Below are 20210 nucleotides of genomic sequence, written 5' to 3'. Positions count from 1 at the left end.
CATCCCCAGGAGCCCACCACGATGGCCGGTTATGACTATGATCTGTTCGTCATCGGCGGCGGGTCCGGTGGGGTCAGGGCGGCCCGGGTGGCGGCGGCCCTCGGCAAGCGCGTCGCCATCGCCGAGGAATACCGCTTCGGCGGCACCTGCGTCATCCGCGGCTGCGTGCCGAAGAAGCTCTATGTCTATGCCTCGCAATTTCCCGAGCATTTCACTGATGCCGCCGGCTATGGCTGGACGGTGCCCGAGGCGAGCTTCGACTGGAAGACGCTGGTCGCCAACAAGGACAAGGAGATCGCGCGGCTCGAAGCGATCTACAAGAGGAATGTCGAGGGCTCAGGCGGCGAGACCTTCCACTCGCGCGCCGTGCTGGTCGACCCGCATTCCGTCTACCTGGTAGCCGAAGACCGCACCGTCAGCGCCGACCAGATCCTGATCGCCACCGGCGGCAGGCCGGCGCCGCATCCGGCGCTTTCGGGCCATGAGTACTGCATCTTCTCCAACGAGGCTTTCGATCTCAAGGAACTGCCAAAGGCGATCATGATCGAGGGCGGCGGCTATATCGCCGTCGAGTTCGCCAACATTTTCCACGGCCTGGGCGTCGACACCACGCTGGTCTATCGCGGCCGGGAGATCCTCAGCCGCTTCGACATGGATCTGCGCCGCTCGCTGCATGAGACCATGGAGAAGAAGGGCATCAAGATCCTTTGCCCCGCGGTTTCGGAATGGGTGCGCAAGACGCCTGAAGGCAGGCTAGATGTGCTGCTGTCAAGCGGTCAGACCCTCACGGTCGACCAAGTCATGCTGGCGATCGGGCGTATTCCCAACACCGAGAATATGGGCCTGGAAGGCGTCGGCGTCGAACTCGGCAAGACGGGCGCGATCATGGTAGACCAATATTCGCGCACCAACATCGACAACATCTGGGCGATCGGCGACGTCACCCATCGCGTGCAACTGACGCCGGTCGCTATCCACGAGGCGATGTGCTTCATCGAGACCGCCTTCAAGGGCAATCCGACCGCGCCGGATCACGACACCATCCCGACCGCTGTATTCTCCCAGCCGGAGATTGGAACCGTCGGCCTGTCGGAGGACGACGCGGTCAAGCGCTTCCCCGATGTCGAGATCTATCGCGCGTCCTTCCGTCCGATGCGGCACACGCTGTCCGGCCGCGACGAAAAGATGCTGATGAAGCTGGTGGTCGACGGCGCGTCCAGGAAGGTGCTCGGCGCCCATATTCTGGGTCCCGATGCCGGCGAGATGGCGCAGCTTCTGGGCATCCCGCTGAAAGCCGGCCTCACCAAGGACGATTTCGACCGCACCATGGCCGTGCATCCGACCGCGGCCGAGGAACTGGTCACGATGTATAAGCCGACCTACCGCGTGAAGAACGGCGAACGCGTTTGATTGCAGCTTTGAGGCCGCTGGCGACGCCAGCGACCCCAAGATTTTTAAAGCAGCGTGCCGCGCAGGATCACCAGCGCCACCGAGAAGTAGATCACCAGCCCGGTGACGTCGACCAGCGTGGCGACGAACGGCGCAGAGGCGCTTGCCGGGTCGAAGCCGATCCGCTTCAGCGCGAAAGGCAGCATCGATCCCGACAGTGAGCCGAAGGTGACGATGCCGATCAGCGCCGCGCCCACCGTCGCCGCGATCAGCATCCAGTGCGGGCCGTAGTCGTAGAAGCCGAAATACTGCCAGAGCGCGATGCGGCAGATGCCGACGACGCCAAGGATCGAGCCGAGCACCACCCCGGTCGGCAGCTCGCGCAGCGCCACCCGCCACCAGTCGCGCAGACCGATCTCGCGCAGCGCCAGCGCGCGGATGACGAGCGATGTCGCCTGCGAGCCGGAATTGCCGCCGGAACTCATGATCAGTGGGATGAACAGCGTCAGCACGATCGCCTTCTCCAGCTCACCCTCGTAGCTCTGCATGGCGTTGGCCGTCAGCATCTCGCTGAGGAACAGCGCGCAGAGCCAGCCGGCGCGCTTCTGGATCATGGCGAGGAAGCCCATCTTCATATACGGCTCGTCCAGCGCCTCCATGCCGCCGAAACGATGCACATCCTCGGTCGTTTCCTCGATCATCGTGTCGATGATGTCGTCGACGGTGACGATGCCGAGGATCCTGCCGTGGTCGACGACAGGCAGCGCGAGGAGGTCGTATTTCGAGATGGTCTGCGCCAGGTTCTCGCGATCGGTGAGCGGCGTCACGGTCACCGGCATGCGATCAGGCGCCACCGACAGGATCGAATCCTCCGGGTTGCCGGTGATCAACCGGCGCAACCCGGTCGAACGCAGCAGGAGCTGCGTCTCCGGATCGACGATGTAGATGGCGTAGATGGTTTCGCGCGTGCGCTCGACCTTGCGGATGTAGTCGAGCGTGCGGCCGACGGTCCAGTCGGAAGGCACGCTGACGAATTCGGTCGTCATGATCGAGGCGGCGCTGCCTTCTGGGTATCCGAGGATGGACAGCAGCGTGGCGCGCAGCGGCGGGGCAAGCGCGCCGAGCAACTCCGAGCGGGCCGGTTCATCCAGCTCGCGCAGAATGTCGGCCGCGCGGTCGACCGACATGGCGGTCAAAAGCTTGCTCGCCTTGGCGCGTGGCAGTGCTTCCGCGAGTTCCGGAGCGCTTTCGAGTTCCGGCTGATCGAAAATCTCGACCAGCCGCTCGAACGGCACAGCGCAGAGCAGTTCGATGGCTGTCTCGCGAGGCTCGTGGTTGAGGGCTTCGACGACGTCGGCGACGTGATCGTTGGCAAGAACACGGGCGACGGCGACGGCTTCGTCGTCCAATACGGGTGCGAATTCGTTCATGGGCTCACTCCTTGCCGTCCGGCAGGACGTGAGCCGTGCAGGTCACGTCAGGGCGGACGGCGGTTGCGTTCGACTGTGACTGTCGCCAGGCATGGCGGGTTGACCTTTCTGCTCGCGGGGTAGCGCATGACCCCGAAAATCGGGTTCGATTTCGGAAAGGATCATGCGCAATTCTAAGTTTCTACAGCGTCCTTTACGCGTCCGAAGGACGCGTGGCGCTGTAGTTGGAAATCAGCGAGCGCGCACATAGGAGCGCATTTTGCCGAGTCAATCGCCAAGGGCGCTGAAAACGGACGCGGGGAGGCCGGATCGCGAGACTGTGATCGAGGGCGGCCTAGGCCGGGCCACGGCTGCCGATCAAGGGCTTGGTATGACTGCTATTTCTGCTTCAGCCGGCGGAAGCGCAGCCATTTGTCCTCGGTCGGCCGCGGCGGCTGGGTGAGGATCGTGGTGAGCTCGCGCGGCAGGCTGGGAGCGAGGGGCTTCTTGGTGGCGACGCCGTCGGCGATCGCAACCACGCTGTGATAGAATTCCTCGCCGGAAAGCGAGCGCGGCGGCTGTGCCTCGTGCATGACGCTGATGACGGTGACGTTCGGACAATTGTCCTTGATCGCCTGGTGGAAGGCTATCTTGCCATCGGGGTCGAGCGCGCCGGTCGCCTCATCGAGGAAGAGAAGCCCGGGCTGCTGCAGGATGATGCGCGCGACCACCAGCTTCTGCTTCTGGCCGCCCGAAAGCACCTGATCCCAGATCTTGCCTTCGCGGCTCTCGTCGGCCAGGTGTTCGATGAAGTCGCCGAGACCGGCCTTGTGCAATGCCGCCGCTACCTGAGTGTCGCTATGGTCGTTCTCTGAACCCGGCAGGCAGACGAGTTGCTTCAGCGACACCTGCTGCAGCTTGACCTCCTGGGCAGCGTAGAAATTGGTGACGCCTTCCGGGAAGACGATGGTGCCGCGGCCATAAGGCCACAGGCCATTGATCGCCTTGATCAGCGATGTCTTGCCGCAGCCGGACTCGCCCTTGAGGAAGGTCCATTCGCCGCGGCGGAAACGGAGGTTCGCAGCGCTGAGGAAAGGTGTGGCGTCCTCGCCTTGATGGGCGAGTTCCAGCTTCTGGATGGTGAGACCGAAAACCGGATTCTGGCTCGCGTAGCTGAAGTCGGATCGGCCGGTCTGCTGGTAGAATTCCCGCGGGCGCTGGACGTTCTCGATCGCGTTGGCGAGCTCGGTCACGCGCTGGCTGTTGGCTCTGAGCGTCGCAATCGCCGGCATGACATGGATGAACCACGAGCACTGGCTGATCAACTGGGCGACCATTTCGGAACCGGTGATGTAGCCTTTGTAGTCGAGGCGGTTGTGGATGAACGACAAGAGGCCTGGCGCGTAGGCAACGATACGGGCGCCGACGAAATTGTAGATCAGCTCGAACGAGGTGTAGCTGGTGTTGACGATATTCAGTCGGCCCCATGTCTTGTCGATATCGACATAGAGCCTGTCATGCATCGACTTCTGCACGTCCTCGCCATGCGAGGCGGCAACGTGGAAGCTGCGGCGCAGGAATGTAATGAGTTCGCTGCGGTAGCTGCCCTCCGCCTGTTGCATGCGGACATTGAGCCGCTCGAGCAGGCGTCCGAGCTTGACCGCGATCCAGGTGTTCAGCGGCACGTAGATGGCGACGCCAAGGAAAGCCAGCACCGCGGTGCCATAGCCGCCTAGGAATTCTAGGCCTTTGACCTCGACCGATGATCCGATCAGGTTTTCGCCAATGAAATAAAGCGAAGTCGCCACGCCGAGCACGCCCATGGCGAGGCCGATGGCGCCGCCGGTCATGTCCTTGATCGATTCCTGGATGCGCTGGTCGATATTGTCGGGAGCGACGACGCCGCCGACCGCCGAACCATGCTGGGCATGGAAATGGGTATGATTGCCGTCTAGCAGGGCTTGGTTGAACTGGTTGTCCAGCCAACCGCGCCATTTGCGGTGCAGGGTCGTTGAAACGAGGTTGCGCACGCCGGTGAAGCCGGCATCTTTCAGGATCACCAGCAGTACCAGTATGCCGGCGTTGGTCAGGATGGTCTGCAGCGGATGGGTGTTGGCGGCATCGTGGAGGAAAGCGATCGAATTGCCGAGTTCGCCCAACGCCACGGCAAACCAAACGCCGGCCTTGCTGGAGAGAGCGGTGAGGGCGGCGATGACGAAGGTGAGCGTCCAGGCTTCCTTCCACCGGTCGGAGAACCAGTACGCTCGCATCAGCCCCCAGAATGTACGCATCGACGATACCGGCGTCAGGTGCGAGGTCCTTGCCTCACTGGATGTTTGCTCCGGTACTGTACGTTGCGGTCTAACGACCCCAGTCACGATCCCGCCCAAACCTTTCTAGTTTTGTTACACATGGTAACACCAATTGATCATTTTCAATTAATTTTCTGGCGAGGAATGTGAGCAGGGTTACCCGCCGTGGCGCGAGGGCAACAGAAAGCCAATCCCGAGATAGGATTTGTCTCGGTGAATTCCGCTTTTATTCCAGCCACTTAAGGCCAATTTAGCTGCCAGGCGAAAAGCTTCCCTTAGGGAAGCAAAAAACACGGGTTTGTGAACGAAAAGGGGTGCCGATCAGCCGAAATGGCTACTGGGCGGTGACCGGAATGCCCGAAAATTTGCCGTCGGTGACCTCTTCGGGCTTGCCCGATTCGTCTTTTCCGGAGGCGCTGAAATGACCGGAAATGGTCTTTGCGGTTGCGTCGTATTTGTCGATGACGATCTTCCTGCTGCTGAAACGGACATGGCCTACCATGGCGCCGGAATCGAGAATGTTGAAGTTGGCGCTGTTGGCGGGGGAGCCCGTCTTGAGCGGATAGCCGCCGGCAAGGTCGTTCGGATCCTTGAGCTCGAGCATCGAATTGAAGGTCATGGTCGGCGACCCCTGTTCTGTTCCCGACAAGTTCAGCATCGGCTTGCCGCCCATCTGCATCGTCTGGGCCAAGGTGAAGGACGCCGTCCAGGGCTTGCCCTCGAAAGTCGCCGACATGACGGGTTCCTCGGCGGACACACGCTGCAATGTCAGCGGAAGCCCAAGGGCGAGAGGCAAGCACAACAGCGACAATGCGCGACGCCTGACCGCCATTCGGTGCCCCTTCAAATCAGCTAAACCCTTGCCGATCCTAGCTCAGCGCCCTGATCGAGGCGATTCACCAGATCGTGTTTTTGGCGGCTGAACAGGATTGACAACGCCCGCCTGCCGGGTCGAATCTGCCCGGCGATGGTTTGTGTCGAGGGGGATGACATGCCTGCACGGACAACCGCACTCGCGCTGCTCGGCATTTTCACCTGTCTGTCGGCGGCGCATGCCGGCAGCCAGAGCATTCCGGCCAGCGCCGAAGGCCAGGTCGAGTTCAACACGCCGTCCGGCAATATCGGCTGCATCTACACGCCGAAGGGCGGCACCAGCACCTACCAGCCGCGGGATGGCGGGCCGGAGCTTTCCTGCTCGCGCGTCGAGCCGAGCTACGTCACGGTGATTTTGGGACCCAAAGGGCCGGCGAGGCTGATCAAGAATCCCGGCGAGCAGGGCTGTTGCAGCGACGCGACCAAGCTCGGCTACGGCAACAGTTGGAGCCAGGGGCCGTTTTCCTGCCAGTCGGCGACGAAGGGACTGAACTGCACCGGCAGCAATGGCCACGGCTTCTTCCTGAGCAAGGCCAAGGTGACCGCGAAATAGGAGAACCGTAGCCTTTCGCCCGAGCTGCGCCGGACGATGCTCAGTCCGCGACGGTTTCCAATTCGCCGCGCGCCTTGGCCTGGGCCACCTGGCGGATCGCGTCGGCAAGTGTGTCGGCATCTTGTGCGCCCATCACCGCGTATTTGCCCTCGAGCAGGAAGCAGGGCACACCGGTGATGCCCATGCGCGAAGCGGTGGTGATCTCGTTGCGGACGGCCTCGACATCGGCGTCGGTCGGCAGCAGCGTCTCGACCACGGACGCATCCATGCCGGCCTCGCCAGCGGCCTTCACCAGCACGGCATGGTCGCCGATATTGGCGCCTTCCTCGAAATTCAGCTGGAAGAGGCGGCGCACCAGCCGGTTCTGCACATCTTCGCCCGCGGCGCCCGCCCAGCGGATGACGCGATGCGCGTCCAGCGTGTTGGCCGCGACCTTGATGGCACCGAACGCGAAGTGGATTCCCTCGGCTTCGCCCAGCGGCTCGATGCGCGCATGGATCTGTTGAATGCGTTCCTCGCTGCCGAACTTGCCGAGCATGTATTGGCGGCGATCCATGCCTCCAGGCGGGATGGTCGGATCGAGCTGGAATGGTCGCCAACTGACACGCACGTCGACATCGCTTGCGGCAGCAATGGCCTTGTCCAACCGCTTCTGGCCGATGAAGCACCAGGGGCAGACGACATCGGACACAACATCGACAGTGATGGAGTTCTCGGCGCTCATGCTCGTCTCCTGTTTGGTCTCGATTGGGCTGGGCTTGCGTCAGTTGGGCTTTCGCCACCAGGTCGGCAGCTGATAACCGAATATGGGGGTCTTTTGCGGATGTTCCAGATAACTCCAGTAAGCGAGCCATTGCTGGGTGTTGTATTGCATCGGCACGATATAGTAGCCCGAGATCAGAAGGCGATCGAGGACACGGACGGCAGCGACATAGTCTTCCTTGGTGCGGGCGTTCAGCATCGCGTCGATCGCGGCGTCGACGGCAGGATCGGCGACGCCAGCGAGATTGAACGACCCTTCCGTTTTCGCGGCAACCGATCCCCAGCGGCCGAGTTGCTCGCTGCCGGGCGACAAGGAGTTGTTGAAGCCGCTGGTGCCGATCAGCACCTCGAAGTCGTAACGCTGCTTGCGCGACTGGATCTGGTCGCCGTCGAGCGAGCGGATGCCGACGTCGATGCCGATCTTTTCCAGCGTGCGCTGGTAGATCGCCGCCAGCCGCTCCTCATCCTGCGATGAGGTCAGGATCTCGAAGCCGAACGGATTTCCCTGCGGGTCGAGCATCCTGCCGTCCTGGACGCGGAAGCCTGCGCTCTTCAGCAATTCGAAGGCGGCTTTGAGCACCTTGCGATCCTGGCCCGAACCATCCGTCACGGGCGGCCGCCAGGTGCCGTCCATGACATCGGCAGGCACACGGCCGGGGTAGGGGGCAAGCAGCGCCTTTTCGCGATCGTCGGCCGGATGGCCGAGCGCGGACAGCTCGGAATTCTGCCAATAGCTCATGGTGCGGTTGAACTTGCCGCCGAACAGGTTCTTGTTCGCCCATTCGAAGTCGTAGAGCATGCCAAGCGCGCGGCGGACCACGGGATCAGCAAACTTGGGCAGCCGCGTGTTGAACAGGAAGCCGGTCACCACCGGGGGGATGCCGGTGTTGAAATACTCCTCCTTTACATCGCCCTTTCGGAATGCCGGAAGGTCGATGTCGCGCTCACGCTTGACCGGATCGGTCTCGTCATCAAGGGCGCAGATGCCTTTCTTGAACGCCTCCGTCTTGGCATTGGCGTTGAGAAAATACTCGATGGTGACCTGGTCGAAATTGTCGAAGCCGCGCTTGGAAGGGACGTCCTTGCCCCAATAATCCGGATTGCGCTTGAAGACGATGCGCTGCCCGGGCAACACCTTGTCCACGATGTAGGGGCCGCTGCCGATCAGCGGCTTCAGCGTCGTCTTGTCGAACGTCTCCTTGTCGAAGGCGTGCTTCGGGACGATCGGCGTCAGCGCGACGATCAGCGGGAATTCGCGATTGGCCTTGTCGTTGAAGGTGAATTTCACGCTGTGCTCGCCGGTCTTCTCCAGCTTGGCGATCATGCTCATGCGGTCGCTATAGGGCGGGCGGCCCTTGTCCTTGAAAACGTCGTAGGTGAACAGCACGTCCTCCGGCGTCACCGGCTGGCCGTCCGACCATTTTGCATTGGGATTGAGGTGGAACTCGATCGACTTGCGCTCCTGATCCATGTCGGCGCTCCCGGCAAGCAGGCCGTAGAGGCTGAAAGGCTCGTTGTAGTTGCGCTGCATCAGCGGCTCGAAGACGAGATTGCCGTAGACGGTATCGATCATGCCGCGCGCGGTGGTACGCAGGCTCTTCAGGATGAAGGGGTTGAGGTTGTCGAAGGAGCCGACGACGCAATAGGTGACGCTTCCGCCTTTCGGCGCGTCCGGATTGACGTAGTCGAAATGCTTGTAATCGGGCGGCAGCGCCGGCTCACCCTGCATGGCAATGCCGTGCTTCGGCTCCGATTGCGCCGGAAGGAGCGAAAGAGCCAGAAACGAGGTCGCGGCGATCAGTTGGACGAGAACGCGGTCCATGACCGTCTCCTTGCCGGGCGGCTTTGTGATTCGCCATGCACCGTAGAGCATTTCGCCATCTGATTGAATCGGCGCGCCAACGGGAATCGGGTTCAGCCGCTCCATCGCCGATCTAGCTCGCTCCTGGGGATGCGAAACCACCAAGAAATCGCGGAAACCGGGCTGGATTCGACGCCGCTGGCAGTGTAACACGCGCTCCGAAGTCATCCTGTTGCCTCATTTGGGCAACAGGTAGCTGGACCGCACGGCACGAAAAAGCCGGTCCCCGGGATCATTTGAGAGGAAAGTGCACCATATGACGATCAACGCGTACCGCCTTTCGGTGCTGGCCGCAGGCGTGGTCGGCGTTCTGGGCGCCGGGCTTTTCACTGCCTCGGCCCAACAGCAGCCGCAGATTCCTCAGGGCTGGTTCAAGGCCTGCACCAAGCAGGCAGACGTCGACATCTGCAATGTGCAGAACATCGTCACCGCCGGCAATGGCCAGCTCGTCACCGGCGTCAGCCTGATCGAGCTCAAGGGCAAGGTGAACCGCAAGGTCTTCCAGGTCACGGTCCCGACCGGCCGCCTCGTGCCTCCCGGCATCGGCCTGCAGATCGATGGCGGCAAAGCGCAGAAGCTTGACTATGTGATCTGCTTCCCGGACCGCTGCGTCGCCGAAGTGCCGCTGACGGACCAACTCGTGGCGTCTTTCAAGAAGGGTCAGGCCATTTCGCTGACCTCGATCAACTTCCAGAACCAGCCGAACCCCATCAAGATCGCGCTCACCGGCTTCAGCGGCGCTTATGACGGCCCGCCGCTGCAGCAGTCGGACATCGAGGACCGGCAGAAGAAGCTGCAGGACTTCGTCGCCAAGAACAACCAGGATTTCGCCAAGAAGCTCAAGGACGAGCAGGAAAAGGCCAAGACCGCGAACTGATCGCGCAAGCGCGTTTCTCGTGCAAAAAAGCGGGGCAAATGCCCCGCTTTTTTGTTACCTCAAGGCCATCACATTCAATGCTTCGACTGGCGCTTAGGCTCGTAGCGGCCGTCCGGCAGCTTGTCGAACATCTCGCCGATCTGCGGATGCCGCACCGGCTCGCCCGACCGGTCCTCGAGCAGGTTCTGCTCGGACACATAGGCGATGTACTCGGTCTCCGAATTTTCCGCCAGAAGATGGTAGAAAGGCTGGTCCTTGCGCGGCCGCACGTCGGCCGGAATGGCTTCGTACCATTCGTCGGTGTTGGCGAATTCGGGATCGACGTCGAAGATCACGCCGCGAAACGGAAACAGCCTGTGGCGAACCACTTGCCCGATCGAGAATTTGGCCGTTTTCATCGCATTCACCACTCAGGTTCCGAGGCGCCTTTCGTGGCCGCGCACAGGGCGCCTAAGACCTTGAATTTACACATCACGGAGCCAAAAATCGACTCCGACTTTCGACTGGGCCTATTTGGCGCAGGCGCCGCCGCAATTCAATAGCCAAGTCCTTGACCCCGGGCGAAGCAACGGGCTAGCCCGCGCGGGAGTTTTCCCGCCTGAGCGAAAAATGTCTGACGTCATCGGTCTCGTCCTTCCCTTCTTCGGCATGATCTTCATCGGTTTCCTGGTGGCGCGCATCACCCGGCAGCCGCTGGAGGCGCTCGGCTGGATGAACATTTTCATCGTCTATGTCGCGCTGCCGGCGCTGTTCTTCCAACTGCTCGCCAGGACGCCGTTCGAGCGGTTGACGGAATGGAGCTTCATCCTTGGCTCGCTCATCGCCACCTATGTCGTCTTCACGCTGATGTTCGCCTGGTCGATTTTCGCCTCCCGCAGCGGCATCGCGGCCGCGACGATCACCGCCCTTGCCGCGGCGTACGGCAACATCGGCTATATGGGGCCGGGTCTTGCCTTGCCGGCGTTCAGCAGGCGGCGGTCCCCGTGGCGCTGATCTTCTGCTTCGAGAACATCCTGCATTTCACGGTCGCGCCGATGATGATGGCGCTGTCGGGCAAGGAGAAGGCGCCGCCGCTCCAACTCGCGCTCGGCGTCGCGAAGAAGATCGTGCTGCACCCCTTCATCATCGCGACCGCCCTTGGTGTCGCCGCCGCTTATGTGGAGTTCCACCCGCCGCTGCCTGTCGCCCGCGCGGCCGCGCCTTGCGCCCTGTTCGCCATGGGCGTCACGCTGGCGCTGAGGCCGCTCAACCGCGTGCCGCACGAGCTGGCATTGATTGCCGGGTTGAAGCTGATCGTCCATCCGCTGCTCTGCTATGTCGTGCTGAGCTGGATCGGCAATTTCTCGCCGACCTGGGTCTTCTCAGCGATGCTGCTGGCGGCACTGCCGACGGCGACCAATGTCTTCGTGATCGCGCAGCAATACGACATATGGGTGCAGCGCGCTTCGGCCAGCGTGTTGATCACGACATGCTTCTCGGTGGTGACGGTGACCGCGCTGCTCTATGCGATCCGACAGGGAATCCTACCGGCCGACCTCTTTCCGTAAGCCGCCGGCAATGGCGCGAAAGCCGCTGCCCGGCCGCAATCCCTCGCGCATGAAGAAGGCCCGCAGCGGCGCGAAGCTGCCCAGTGCATTGAGGCCGGCGCTGCGCGCCAGCTGTGCGGGCAGCATGTCGGACAGCAGCGACATGTTGAGCAGGTTCACCGCGCCGCTGCGCGCCCATATGTCGGGTCGGCGCCTGGTATCATAGGCGGCAAGACTCCTGCTCGCCCCTGGATCGCCGCGGTTTTCGCTGGCGATTCCAACCAGATCGTCTATGTCCCTGATGCCGAGGTTGAGCCCTTGGGCGCCGATTGGCGGAAACACATGCGCCGCCTCGCCGACGAGCGCGACACGATTCTGCGCGAACCGGGCGGGCGAAGCCGCCGACAAAGGATAGATTTGGCGGCCCGGCTCGACCGAGACCCGGCCAAGCACCGATTGCATCTGCTGCTCGATACGCTCCGACAGGATTGCATCATCGAGCGCGGCAAGCTCTTGCGCCGTCTCCGGCTTCACGACCCAGACAAGGCTCGATCGCCTGCCGGGCAGCGGCACCTGGGTGAACGGCCCTGTTTCGGTATGGAACTCCGTCGACACGAAGCCGTGGTCAATGCGGTGGCCGAAATTGAGGACAAGCGCCGATTGCGGATAAGGCCGCGCGAAAGCGCGAATGCCCGCGGCTTCCCGCGCCGGAGACAGGCGTCCGTCGGCGGCGACCGCGAGCGAGGCCGAGACTTCGCCGCCGTCGGCCAGCCTTGCATGGGCCTGGTCGGCGTCGAGGCTCCAGGATTCGACCGTGGATTTCAGCCAATGAATGCCGCTATGCGCTGAAGCCGCCTTGGCGAGGATCGGAATAAGGGCATTGTTCGGCAGATTGAGGCCGAACTGCTCTTCGCCGATCTCGCTGGCGCGGAAGGTCACGGTTGGGCTGCGGATGAGGCGCCTTGTGGCGTCGACGATGCGCATCACCTTGAGCGCCGCGGCCTGCGGCTTGAGCTCGGCAAGGACGCCCAGCCGTTCCAGAACTTTCAGGGCGAGGTTCATGAGCGCCGTGGTGCGGCCATCGGTGGTGTTGGCCTCAGGGCCCACCAGCGTCACCTGAAAGCCGGCCTGGGCAAAGCCGAGCGCCGCGATAAGGCCGGCCGGACCGCTGCCGGCAACCAGGATGCGGGCTCTGTCGTTATGATCCACGTCATGCTTCCACGTTGGGAGGCGCCCAGTCGGGCCCTTATCCAAGATATAGGTCGGATCAGCCGGCTTGATCAACGCGGCGATTCAGCCCATTCGGTTGCCATGAGCGGGGAGCAGCAGGATTTCAACCATCTCGACCGCGCGGGGCGCGCGACGGCCGGCGTGGCGTGCAGTCCGCGCTTTGCGGTGACGCTCACGGTGGGCGTCGCCATCGTCCTTGCATGGCTGCTTCTCGGCGCGATGGCGATCCGCGGCGCTGAAGGCAGCCTTGCCGGCAGGCCCGGCGATTTGCTGCTCAAGAATCTCCCGAGCCTGCCTTTGCCGGATTTTCTCGACCGGTTCTTTGCTCTCTGCCTTGCGCCGGCGCCGCTTGCCAGCCCGGCTGGCCTGCAGGTGCCGGCGCTTGTGCTGATGTGGTTCCTGATGGCGGTTGCCACGATGCTGCCTTCCGCCGCGCCGCTGATCCGCACCTATTGCGAGATTGCCGACACAGCGCGGATCAAGGGCGAGCCGGTTGTTCATCCGCTGGTGCTCGTTACCGGATACCTCACCACTTGGCTTGGCGCGTCCTCGGCTTTCGCCGCGCTGACGCTCGCGGTCTACGCTTTTGCCGGTTCCGACCGGATGCTCGATCCCGCAGTCGGTATTGCCGGCGCCGCGGCACTGCTTGTCGCTGGCTTCTATCAGTTCAGCGGCTTGAAACAGGCGTGCCTGGAAAAATGCCGCAACCCGTTCTCGATCCTGTTCGCCAATTGGAGCGCGAAGCCGGGCCGCATCTTCCAACTAGGAGTGGAGCAGGGCGTCTGGTGCCTTGGCTGCTGCTGGGCGCTGATGCTGGTGATGTTCGCCGTCGGCGCGATGAACATCTTCTGGATGGCGCTGATCGGCCTGTTCACCCTGATCGAAAAACAGACCACCGGCAGGGTGGCCAGCCGGGTCGCCGGTACGATACTGCTTGTGTGGGCGGCAGCCCTGCTATTAGTTTCGGCGTAAGGGGAGAATTCGATGACCGACCAAAGCTGGGCGATGAAAGGGGAGCTGGTACTCTCCTGCAATTGCACGGTTTTCTGCCCCTGCGTGCTGTCGCTCGGCAGCCACCCGCCGACGGAAGGCTACTGCCAGACCTGGGCGGGCTTCCGCATCGATGCCGGCCATTTCGGCGAAGTCGACCTTTCAGGTCTCAATCTCGGCCTGGTGATGGAAATCCCCGGCTATATGAGCCGCGGCAACTGGAGCGCCGGACTGTTCATCGACAAGCGGGCGTCAGTCTATGCGGTCAAAGCGCTGACCAAGATCTTCACGGGTAAGGCCGGCGGCACCACCTCGCTGCTGTCGATCCTTGTCGGCAAATTCCTCGGCGTCGAGCAGGTGCCGATTACCTATGAGACGCGTGACAGGACGCGCGTCTTCCAAATACCGAAGATCATCGACGGCGCGGTGACGCCGATCCCCGGCAAGGACCGTGAAAAGGATACGGTGATCACCAATTCCGAATATTGGATCGCGCCGGAAATCATCGTGGCGAAGTCCGACAAGAGCAAGATGCGCGCCTTCGGCCGCAACTGGAATTTCGCCGGCCGATCGGCCGAAATCTGCAAGCTGGACTGGCGGGGACCGTGAGCAAGAATACAACGGCCAGGAAGGCGGCGAAGAAGATCGCGCAGCGGATTCCGTTGCCGAAGAAGAAGGTGACGTGGCCGCAGGCGCGTGCGTTTTCCGTTCATCTGCTGACCGCGTCAGGATCGTTCCTGGCCTTCCTGTCGCTGGTGGCGGCGAGCGAGGAACGCTGGACGGCGATGTTCTGGTGGCTGGGGCTGGCGCTGTTCGTCGACGGCATCGACGGCCCGATCGCCAGGAAGCTCGAGGTCAAGGAGATCCTGCCGACATGGTCGGGAGAGCTCCTCGACAACATCATCGACTACGTCACTTACGTGCTCATCCCGGCCTTCGCGCTCTATCAGCGCGGCTTCATGGGCGAGAACCTGTCCTTTCTGTCGGCCGCCATCATCGTCGTCTCCAGCGCGATCTACTATGCCGACACCGGCATGAAGACGAAGGAGAACTTCTTCAAAGGCTTCCCTGTCGTCTGGAACATGGTGGTGTTCACGCTGTTCGTCATCGAGCCGGGGCAATGGGTATCGTTCGCCGTGGTGGTGATTGCCGGTATTTTGACCTTCCTGCCGATCTACTTCATTCATCCGGTGCGCGTCGTGCGGCTGAGGCCGGTCAATCTCGGCATGACGCTTTTGTGGTGCGCCTTCGGCGCGCTGGCGCTGGCGCAGGCAGCACTTGCCGCCTTCTATGACAAGATCGGCGTGCTGGGAGAGCAGGTCAGCGACTTCACCAAGATCGGCATCACCATCACCGGCCTCTATCTCGCCTGTATCGGGGGCATCATGCAGATGTTCCCCAGTCTGGGCGCCAGGAAGTCCTGATCCTGGATCAGGATATTTTTGGTCGAATGGTCATCCTGACCTAGCTGTCTATCGGCCCATGATCTTTCAAACATCGGCTGGCCCTTTCGGGGTCATGCTCCAGTTTGCGTACCCTTCAGAGAGTTGAGCGATGTCCAAGGCAATCCGCATCCACGCCAATGGCGGCCCCGAAGTCCTGGCTTACGAGGATGCCGATCCCGGCCAGCCGGGAGAAGGCCAGATCCTGATCCGGCACACAGCGATCGGCCTGAACTTCATCGATGTCTATTACCGCTCCGGGCTTTATCCGCCCCCCGGCGGTTTGCCGCTGATTCCCGGCAGCGAGGCGGCGGGCGTCGTGCTGGCGCTCGGCACCGGCGTCGACTGGCTGAAGCCCGGCGACCGCATCGCTTATGCCGTCAATGTCGGGGCTTATGCCGAGCAGCGGGTGATCGCCGCCGACCGCGTGGTCAAGGTGCCGGACGGCATCAGCGACGAGCAGGCGGCGGCGATGATGCTGAAGGGCATGACGGCGGAATACCTCTTGCGTCGAACCTTCCCGGTCAAGGCCGGCGACACGATCCTCTACCATGCGGCAGCCGGCGGTGTCGGCCTGATCCTCGGCCAATGGGCAAAGCATCTCGGCGCGATCGTGATCGGCACCGCGAGCTCCGCCGACAAGATCGAGCTCGCGCGGGCGCATGGCTTCGATCATGTCATCAACTACAAGGAGCAGGATTTCGTCGCCGGCGTCGCGGCGCTTACCGGTGGGAAGAAATGCGACGTCGTCTATGATTCCGTCGGCGCCGATACTTTTCCCGCCTCGCTCGATTGCCTGCGGCCGCTCGGCATGTTCGTCAGCTTCGGCTCGTCGTCGGGACCGGTTCCGCCTTTCCCGATGTCGCTTCTCGCCCAGAAAGGCTCGCTTTACGCGACCCGACCGACGCTCTTCGTCTACAACGCCAAGCGTGAGGATCTGGTGAAGTCGGCAGAAGCGCTTTTCGATGTGGTCAAGAGCGGCGCCGTCGAGATCAAGATCAACCAGCGCTACGCGTTGAAGGACGCAGGAAAGGCGCAAGCCGATCTCGAAGCCCGCAAGACGACGGGAACGACCGTTCTCATTCCCTAGAGCATGATGTCGTCGGAAAACCGCCTCGCACTTTTCGGCATCATACCTTAGCCAACTGCCCTGTCTTTCAGCGGCTTGCCGTGCCCGAAGGCACGGCTTCCCTGAAACGCGATGCGGATTTGCGGTTGTTCTCAAGAGGTCTATCTTAGCCCTTGAGTTTCCGCTGAAATTCTTGAAGCTCTTTCAAGTTGGGTGCTGCTTTCCGATGGGAGCCGGCCGCGCATACCATGCTTTCGGGAACACAGAACATATCCGGAAAGCCGGATGGGAGGCACTGTGAGTGCAAATCATGACAGGTCGAACCTGCTTGAGGTTCGTGGTCTCACCAAGATTTTTGGCACGCTGACGGCGTGCGATCACATTGATCTCAACATCGCAAAGGGCGAAATCCACGCGCTGCTCGGCGAGAACGGCGCCGGCAAATCGACGCTGGTCAAGATGCTGTTCGGCTCGCTGGAGCCGAACTCGGGCGAGATCTTCTGGGACGGCAAGGCGGTCAAGATCACCAGCCCGGGCGTGGCGAAGAAGCTCGGCATCGGCATGGTGTTCCAGCATTTCTCGCTGTTCGAGGCGCTGACAGCGGCCGAGAACATCGCGCTTTCGCTCAATGACGGTTCGCCGATCAGCACCATCGCGGCGAAGGCGAGGGCGCTGTCCTTCAGCTATGGGCTGCCGCTGGATCCGGACTCCCTGGTCGGCGACCTCTCCGTCGGCGAACGCCAGCGCATCGAGATCATCCGCTGCCTCTTGCAGACGCCGCAACTCATCATCCTCGACGAGCCGACGTCGGTGCTGACGCCGCAGGAAGCCGACAAGCTGTTCGAGACGCTGGAGCGACTGCGCTCGGAGGGCAAATCGATCCTCTACATCTCGCACCGGCTGGAAGAGGTCAAACGCATTTGCGATCGCGCCACCGTGCTTCGCCACGGCAAGGTGGTCGGCCACTGCAATCCGCGCGAGGAGACGGCCGCGTCGCTTGCCCGCATGATGGTTGGTAGCGAAGTCAAGGCCGTGGAGCGCGCGCCGGCCGAAGGCATCGAGACCGCGCCGGCGCTGTTGGAAATCCGTGGGCTGACGCGCAAGCCGGCGACGCCCTTTGCCATCCCGCTGAAGAACATCAATCTCACCGTGCGCGCCGGCGAAGTGATCGGCATTGCCGGCGTTGCCGGCAACGGCCAGGGCGAGTTCTTCGAATCCGTCTCCGGCGAAGTGCTACAGCAGGATGCGGGTTCGGTGCGCATCCGCGGCAAGGACGCCGGCGCGCTCTCCATCACCGGCCGGCGGCTGATGGGTGCTGCGTTCGTGCCGGAAGAGCGCCTGGGGCACGGCGCCGCCCCGCGTATGAAGCTTTCGGAGAACCTGCTGCTGTCCCGTCACGCCACCGACGGCAAGGCTTTCGTCGGCTCCGGCGGCATGGTCAAGAACAGCGCCGTCTATAGCGCCGCCCAGCGCATCATCACCGCCATGGACGTGCGCAAGAGCGCGCCCGATCCGGAGGCGGCCGCGCTCTCGGGCGGCAATCTGCAAAAATTCATCGTCGGCCGCGAACTCGACCGCAAGCCGAGCGTCATGATCGTCAACCAGCCGACCTGGGGCGTGGACGCAGGCGCGGCCGCTCGCATTCGCCAGGCCCTGATCGAGCTTGCGCGCAGCGGCTCCGCCGTCCTGGTCATCAGCCAGGATCTCGACGAATTGTTCGAGCTGTCGGATGCGATCGCGGTCATGCACAACGGGCAATTGTCGGCGCCGCTGCCGATCGCCGAGGCGACTTTCGAGAAGATCGGCCTCTTGATGGGTGGCGCCGAGCCCGGCCACGCAGAACACAGCCTGGAGATCGCATGATGCGCATCGAACTGGTCAAACGTCCGCAGCGCTCGGCGTTGTTTTCGGTGCTGTCGCCGTTCATTGCCTTCGCGCTGACGATGATCGCCGGCGCCATCATGTTCGCCTTGCTCGGCGTCAATCCGCTGGATGCATTCAACATCTATTTCATCCAGCCGATCAGCGAAGTCTGGCAGTTGCACGAGCTGGCCATCAAGGCGGCGCCCCTCATCCTGATCGCGGTCGGACTGTCGGTCTGCTACAAGGCCAACATCTGGAACATCGGCGCCGAAGGCCAATTCATCTTCGGCGCGATCTTCGGCTCGATCATCCCGGTGCTGTTCCCGCAATTCGAAGGCCCGCTGGTGATCCCGCTGATGCTCTTGCTCGGCATGGTCGGCGGCGCCTTCTACGCGTCGATCCCGGCGTTTTTGAAGACCCGCTTCAGCACCAATGAGATTCTGACCAGCCTGATGCTGGTCTATGTCGCGCAGCTTTTCCTCGACTGGCTGGTGCGCGGCCCATGGCGTGACCCGCAAGGCCATGGCTTCCCGCAGACCATCCAGTTCGGCGATTCCGCGGTGCTGCCGGAGCTGATGCCCGATGCCGGCCGCGCCAATTGGGGCTTCGTCTTCGCCCTGGTCGCCGCCGTAGCGATCTGGCTGATGATGAGCCGCATGCTGAAAGGTTTCGAGGTGCGCGTTCTGGGTTCCAGCCCGAGGGCAGGGCGCTTTGCCGGCTTCGGCTTGAACCGGATGGTGTTCTTCACCTTCCTTCTGTCCGGCGCGCTGGCCGGTCTGGCGGGCATTTCGGAAGTCTCCGGCGCCATCGGCCAGTTGCAGCCGGTGATCTCGCCGGGCTACGGGTTCACCGCCATCATCGTCGCCTTCCTCGGCAGGCTCAATCCGCTGGGCATCGTGGCCGCGGGTCTCGTCCTGGCGCTGACCTATCTCGGCGGCGAGGCGGTGCAGAGCGCGCTCGGCATCTCCGACAAGGTGGCGCGCGTGTTCCAGGGCATGCTTCTGTTCTTCGTGCTCGGCTGCGACACACTCATCCACTACCGCATTCGCCTGATCGGCGTGGCGCTGATGAAGCCGAACGCCGCGAAGCTCGATGCAGCGCCCAAGCTCGAGGAGGCCCGCTGATGGACATCACCGTCAACATCCTTTTGACCATTGCGACCGCCGCGACGCCGCTGCTGATCGCGGCGATCGGCGAACTGGTGGTCGAACGCTCGGGCGTGCTCAATCTCGGCGTCGAGGGCATGATGATCATGGGCGCCGTCGGCGGCTTCGGCGCCGGCTATCTCACCGGGTCACCGTGGATCGGCTTGCTCGCCGCAATCATCGTCGGTGCGCTGTTCTCGCTGCTTTTCGCCGTCATGACGCTGTCGCTCGCCACCAACCAAGTGGCGACGGGCCTGTCGCTGACGCTGCTCGGCCTCGGCCTTTCCGGCATGATCGGCACCAGCTTCGTCGGTCAGCCGGGCGTGAGACTGCCCAATCTCGATATCCCGGTGATCAGCTCGATCCCGGTCGTCGGCAGGCTGATCTTCGGCCAGGATCCGGTCTTCTACATCTCGATCGCGCTGACCGCGGCGGTCATGTGGTTCCTGTTCAGGACGCGCACGGGGCTTACGCTTCGCTCGATCGGCGACAGCCATACGTCGGCGCATGCGCTGGGCATCAAGGTCATCCGCTACCGTTACCTGGCGGTGATCTTCGGGGGCGCCTGCGCCGGCCTTGCCGGCGGGCATCTGTCGCTGGTCTACACGCCGCAATGGGTGGAGAACATGAGCGCGGGCCGCGGCTGGATCGCGCTGGCGCTGGTGGTGTTCGCGTCCTGGCGTCCGTGGCGGGTGCTGGCAGGCGCCTATATCTTCGGCGCTGTGTGGATCGGCCAGCTTCATGCACAGGCTTTTGGCATTCCGGTGCCGTCGCAGTTTCTTTCTTCGCTGCCCTATCTGGCAACCATCGCGGTTCTCGTTCTAATCTCGCGCAACAAGCGGCTGACAATGATGAACACGCCGGCTTCGTTGGGGCAGCCATTCGTTCCGGATCGTTGACGACAACAAA

Annotated in this window: 17 protein-coding genes and 1 pseudogene; 11 read left to right on the top strand and 7 right to left on the bottom strand. The window is 62.6% G+C overall.

The genetic code is table 11. The features are described 5' to 3' along the window. Nucleotides 1–21 precede the first annotated feature (21 nt). The gene (gene gor / locus EJ068_RS31810; protein WP_127250939.1) at nucleotides 22–1410 is read left to right on the top strand and encodes a glutathione-disulfide reductase; all 1389 of its coding nucleotides are present in this window, start codon (nucleotides 22–24) and stop codon (nucleotides 1408–1410) included. Between the two features lie 44 nt (nucleotides 1411–1454). Here gor and mgtE read toward each other — a convergent pair whose 3' ends face one another. The 3 genes from mgtE to EJ068_RS31795 all read right to left on the bottom strand — a co-directional run bounded on the left by mgtE (nucleotide 1455) and on the right by EJ068_RS31795 (nucleotide 5846). Beyond that, nucleotides 1455–2819 (bottom strand): magnesium transporter, encoded by a 1365-nt coding sequence (gene mgtE / locus EJ068_RS31805; protein ID WP_127250940.1) that lies wholly within the window; start codon nucleotides 2817–2819, stop codon nucleotides 1455–1457. A gap of 377 nt (nucleotides 2820–3196) precedes the next feature. Next, nucleotides 3197–5089 carry an ABC transporter ATP-binding protein/permease gene (locus EJ068_RS31800; protein ID WP_189342736.1) on the bottom strand — a complete coding sequence of 631 codons (1893 nt, stop codon included), beginning with the start codon at nucleotides 5087–5089 and terminating at the stop codon, nucleotides 3197–3199. A gap of 355 nt (nucleotides 5090–5444) precedes the next feature. Next, nucleotides 5445–5846 carry a hypothetical protein gene (locus tag EJ068_RS31795; protein WP_127250942.1) on the bottom strand — a complete coding sequence of 134 codons (402 nt, stop codon included), beginning with the start codon at nucleotides 5844–5846 and terminating at the stop codon, nucleotides 5445–5447. Between the two features lie 255 nt (nucleotides 5847–6101). Here EJ068_RS31795 and EJ068_RS31790 point away from each other — a divergent pair, with 255 nt between their 5' ends. Further along, on the top strand, nucleotides 6102–6536 hold the full coding sequence (locus tag EJ068_RS31790; RefSeq protein WP_127250943.1) for a hypothetical protein: 435 nt from the start codon (nucleotides 6102–6104) through the stop codon (nucleotides 6534–6536). 40 nt (nucleotides 6537–6576) lie between these two features. On the opposite strand, the gene EJ068_RS31785 is transcribed toward EJ068_RS31790, so the two are convergent. Both EJ068_RS31785 and EJ068_RS31780 read right to left on the bottom strand, forming a co-directional pair. Further along, a complete protein-coding gene (locus tag EJ068_RS31785) occupies nucleotides 6577–7260 on the bottom strand; it encodes a DsbA family protein (RefSeq protein ID WP_127250944.1) in 684 nt (227 codons plus the stop codon). A 39-nt stretch (nucleotides 7261–7299) separates the two neighbouring features. Further along, complete coding sequence (locus EJ068_RS31780) at nucleotides 7300–9120, bottom strand: extracellular solute-binding protein (RefSeq protein WP_127250945.1); 1821 nt, start codon at nucleotides 9118–9120, stop codon at nucleotides 7300–7302. Between the two features lie 295 nt (nucleotides 9121–9415). Here EJ068_RS31780 and EJ068_RS31775 point away from each other — a divergent pair, with 295 nt between their 5' ends. Further along, nucleotides 9416–10036 carry an invasion associated locus B family protein gene (locus EJ068_RS31775; RefSeq protein WP_126082728.1) on the top strand — a complete coding sequence of 207 codons (621 nt, stop codon included), beginning with the start codon at nucleotides 9416–9418 and terminating at the stop codon, nucleotides 10034–10036. 74 nt (nucleotides 10037–10110) lie between these two features. Here EJ068_RS31775 and hspQ read toward each other — a convergent pair whose 3' ends face one another. Then, nucleotides 10111–10434 (bottom strand): heat shock protein HspQ, encoded by a 324-nt coding sequence (gene hspQ, locus EJ068_RS31770; protein WP_042642369.1) that lies wholly within the window; start codon nucleotides 10432–10434, stop codon nucleotides 10111–10113. A 211-nt stretch (nucleotides 10435–10645) separates the two neighbouring features. Here hspQ and EJ068_RS31765 point away from each other — a divergent pair. Further along, nucleotides 10646–11583 (top strand): annotated as a pseudogene (locus EJ068_RS31765) (AEC family transporter). Here the strand turns inward: EJ068_RS31765 and EJ068_RS31760 are convergent. Beyond that, nucleotides 11560–12771: a UbiH/UbiF family hydroxylase gene (locus EJ068_RS31760; RefSeq protein WP_127250946.1), complete on the bottom strand. Its 1212-nt coding sequence runs from the start codon at nucleotides 12769–12771 to the stop codon at nucleotides 11560–11562. The pseudogene EJ068_RS31765 and the gene EJ068_RS31760 overlap by 24 nt on opposite strands. 102 nt (nucleotides 12772–12873) lie before the next feature. Between EJ068_RS31760 and EJ068_RS31755 the strand changes: the two genes are divergently transcribed. The 7 genes from EJ068_RS31755 to EJ068_RS31725 all read left to right on the top strand — a co-directional run bounded on the left by EJ068_RS31755 (nucleotide 12874) and on the right by EJ068_RS31725 (nucleotide 20200). Continuing rightward, nucleotides 12874–13764, top strand: a complete 891-nt coding sequence (locus EJ068_RS31755; RefSeq protein WP_127250947.1) for a DUF2182 domain-containing protein — start codon at nucleotides 12874–12876, stop codon at nucleotides 13762–13764. Between the two features lie 12 nt (nucleotides 13765–13776). Then, nucleotides 13777–14391 (top strand): DUF1326 domain-containing protein, encoded by a 615-nt coding sequence (locus tag EJ068_RS31750; protein WP_042642362.1) that lies wholly within the window; start codon nucleotides 13777–13779, stop codon nucleotides 14389–14391. Continuing rightward, nucleotides 14388–15206, top strand: coding sequence for a phosphatidylcholine synthase (pcsA, locus tag EJ068_RS31745; RefSeq protein ID WP_127250948.1), 819 nt, complete (start codon nucleotides 14388–14390; stop codon nucleotides 15204–15206). The genes EJ068_RS31750 and pcsA overlap by 4 nt, the downstream gene beginning before the upstream one ends. Nucleotides 15207–15336: 130 nt before the next feature. Then, nucleotides 15337–16314 (top strand): quinone oxidoreductase, encoded by a 978-nt coding sequence (locus EJ068_RS31740; protein ID WP_126082733.1) that lies wholly within the window; start codon nucleotides 15337–15339, stop codon nucleotides 16312–16314. A 264-nt stretch (nucleotides 16315–16578) separates the two neighbouring features. After that, a complete protein-coding gene (locus EJ068_RS31735; protein WP_189512581.1) occupies nucleotides 16579–18156 on the top strand; it encodes an ABC transporter ATP-binding protein in 1578 nt (525 codons plus the stop codon). Continuing rightward, complete coding sequence (locus EJ068_RS31730) at nucleotides 18153–19280, top strand: ABC transporter permease (protein WP_126060964.1); 1128 nt, start codon at nucleotides 18153–18155, stop codon at nucleotides 19278–19280. The genes EJ068_RS31735 and EJ068_RS31730 overlap by 4 nt, the downstream gene beginning before the upstream one ends. Continuing rightward, entirely contained in the window at nucleotides 19280–20200 is a 921-nt protein-coding gene (locus EJ068_RS31725) for an ABC transporter permease (protein ID WP_126082735.1), read from the top strand. Before EJ068_RS31730 ends, EJ068_RS31725 begins: the two co-directional genes overlap by 1 nt. Nucleotides 20201–20210: the final 10 nt, after the last annotated feature.

Origin of the sequence: Mesorhizobium sp. M2A.F.Ca.ET.043.02.1.1 (assembly GCF_003952405.1) — a bacterium.
Taxonomy (GTDB): Bacteria; Pseudomonadota; Alphaproteobacteria; order Rhizobiales; family Rhizobiaceae; genus Mesorhizobium.
This window is presented reverse-complemented; position numbering and strand designations above follow the sequence as displayed.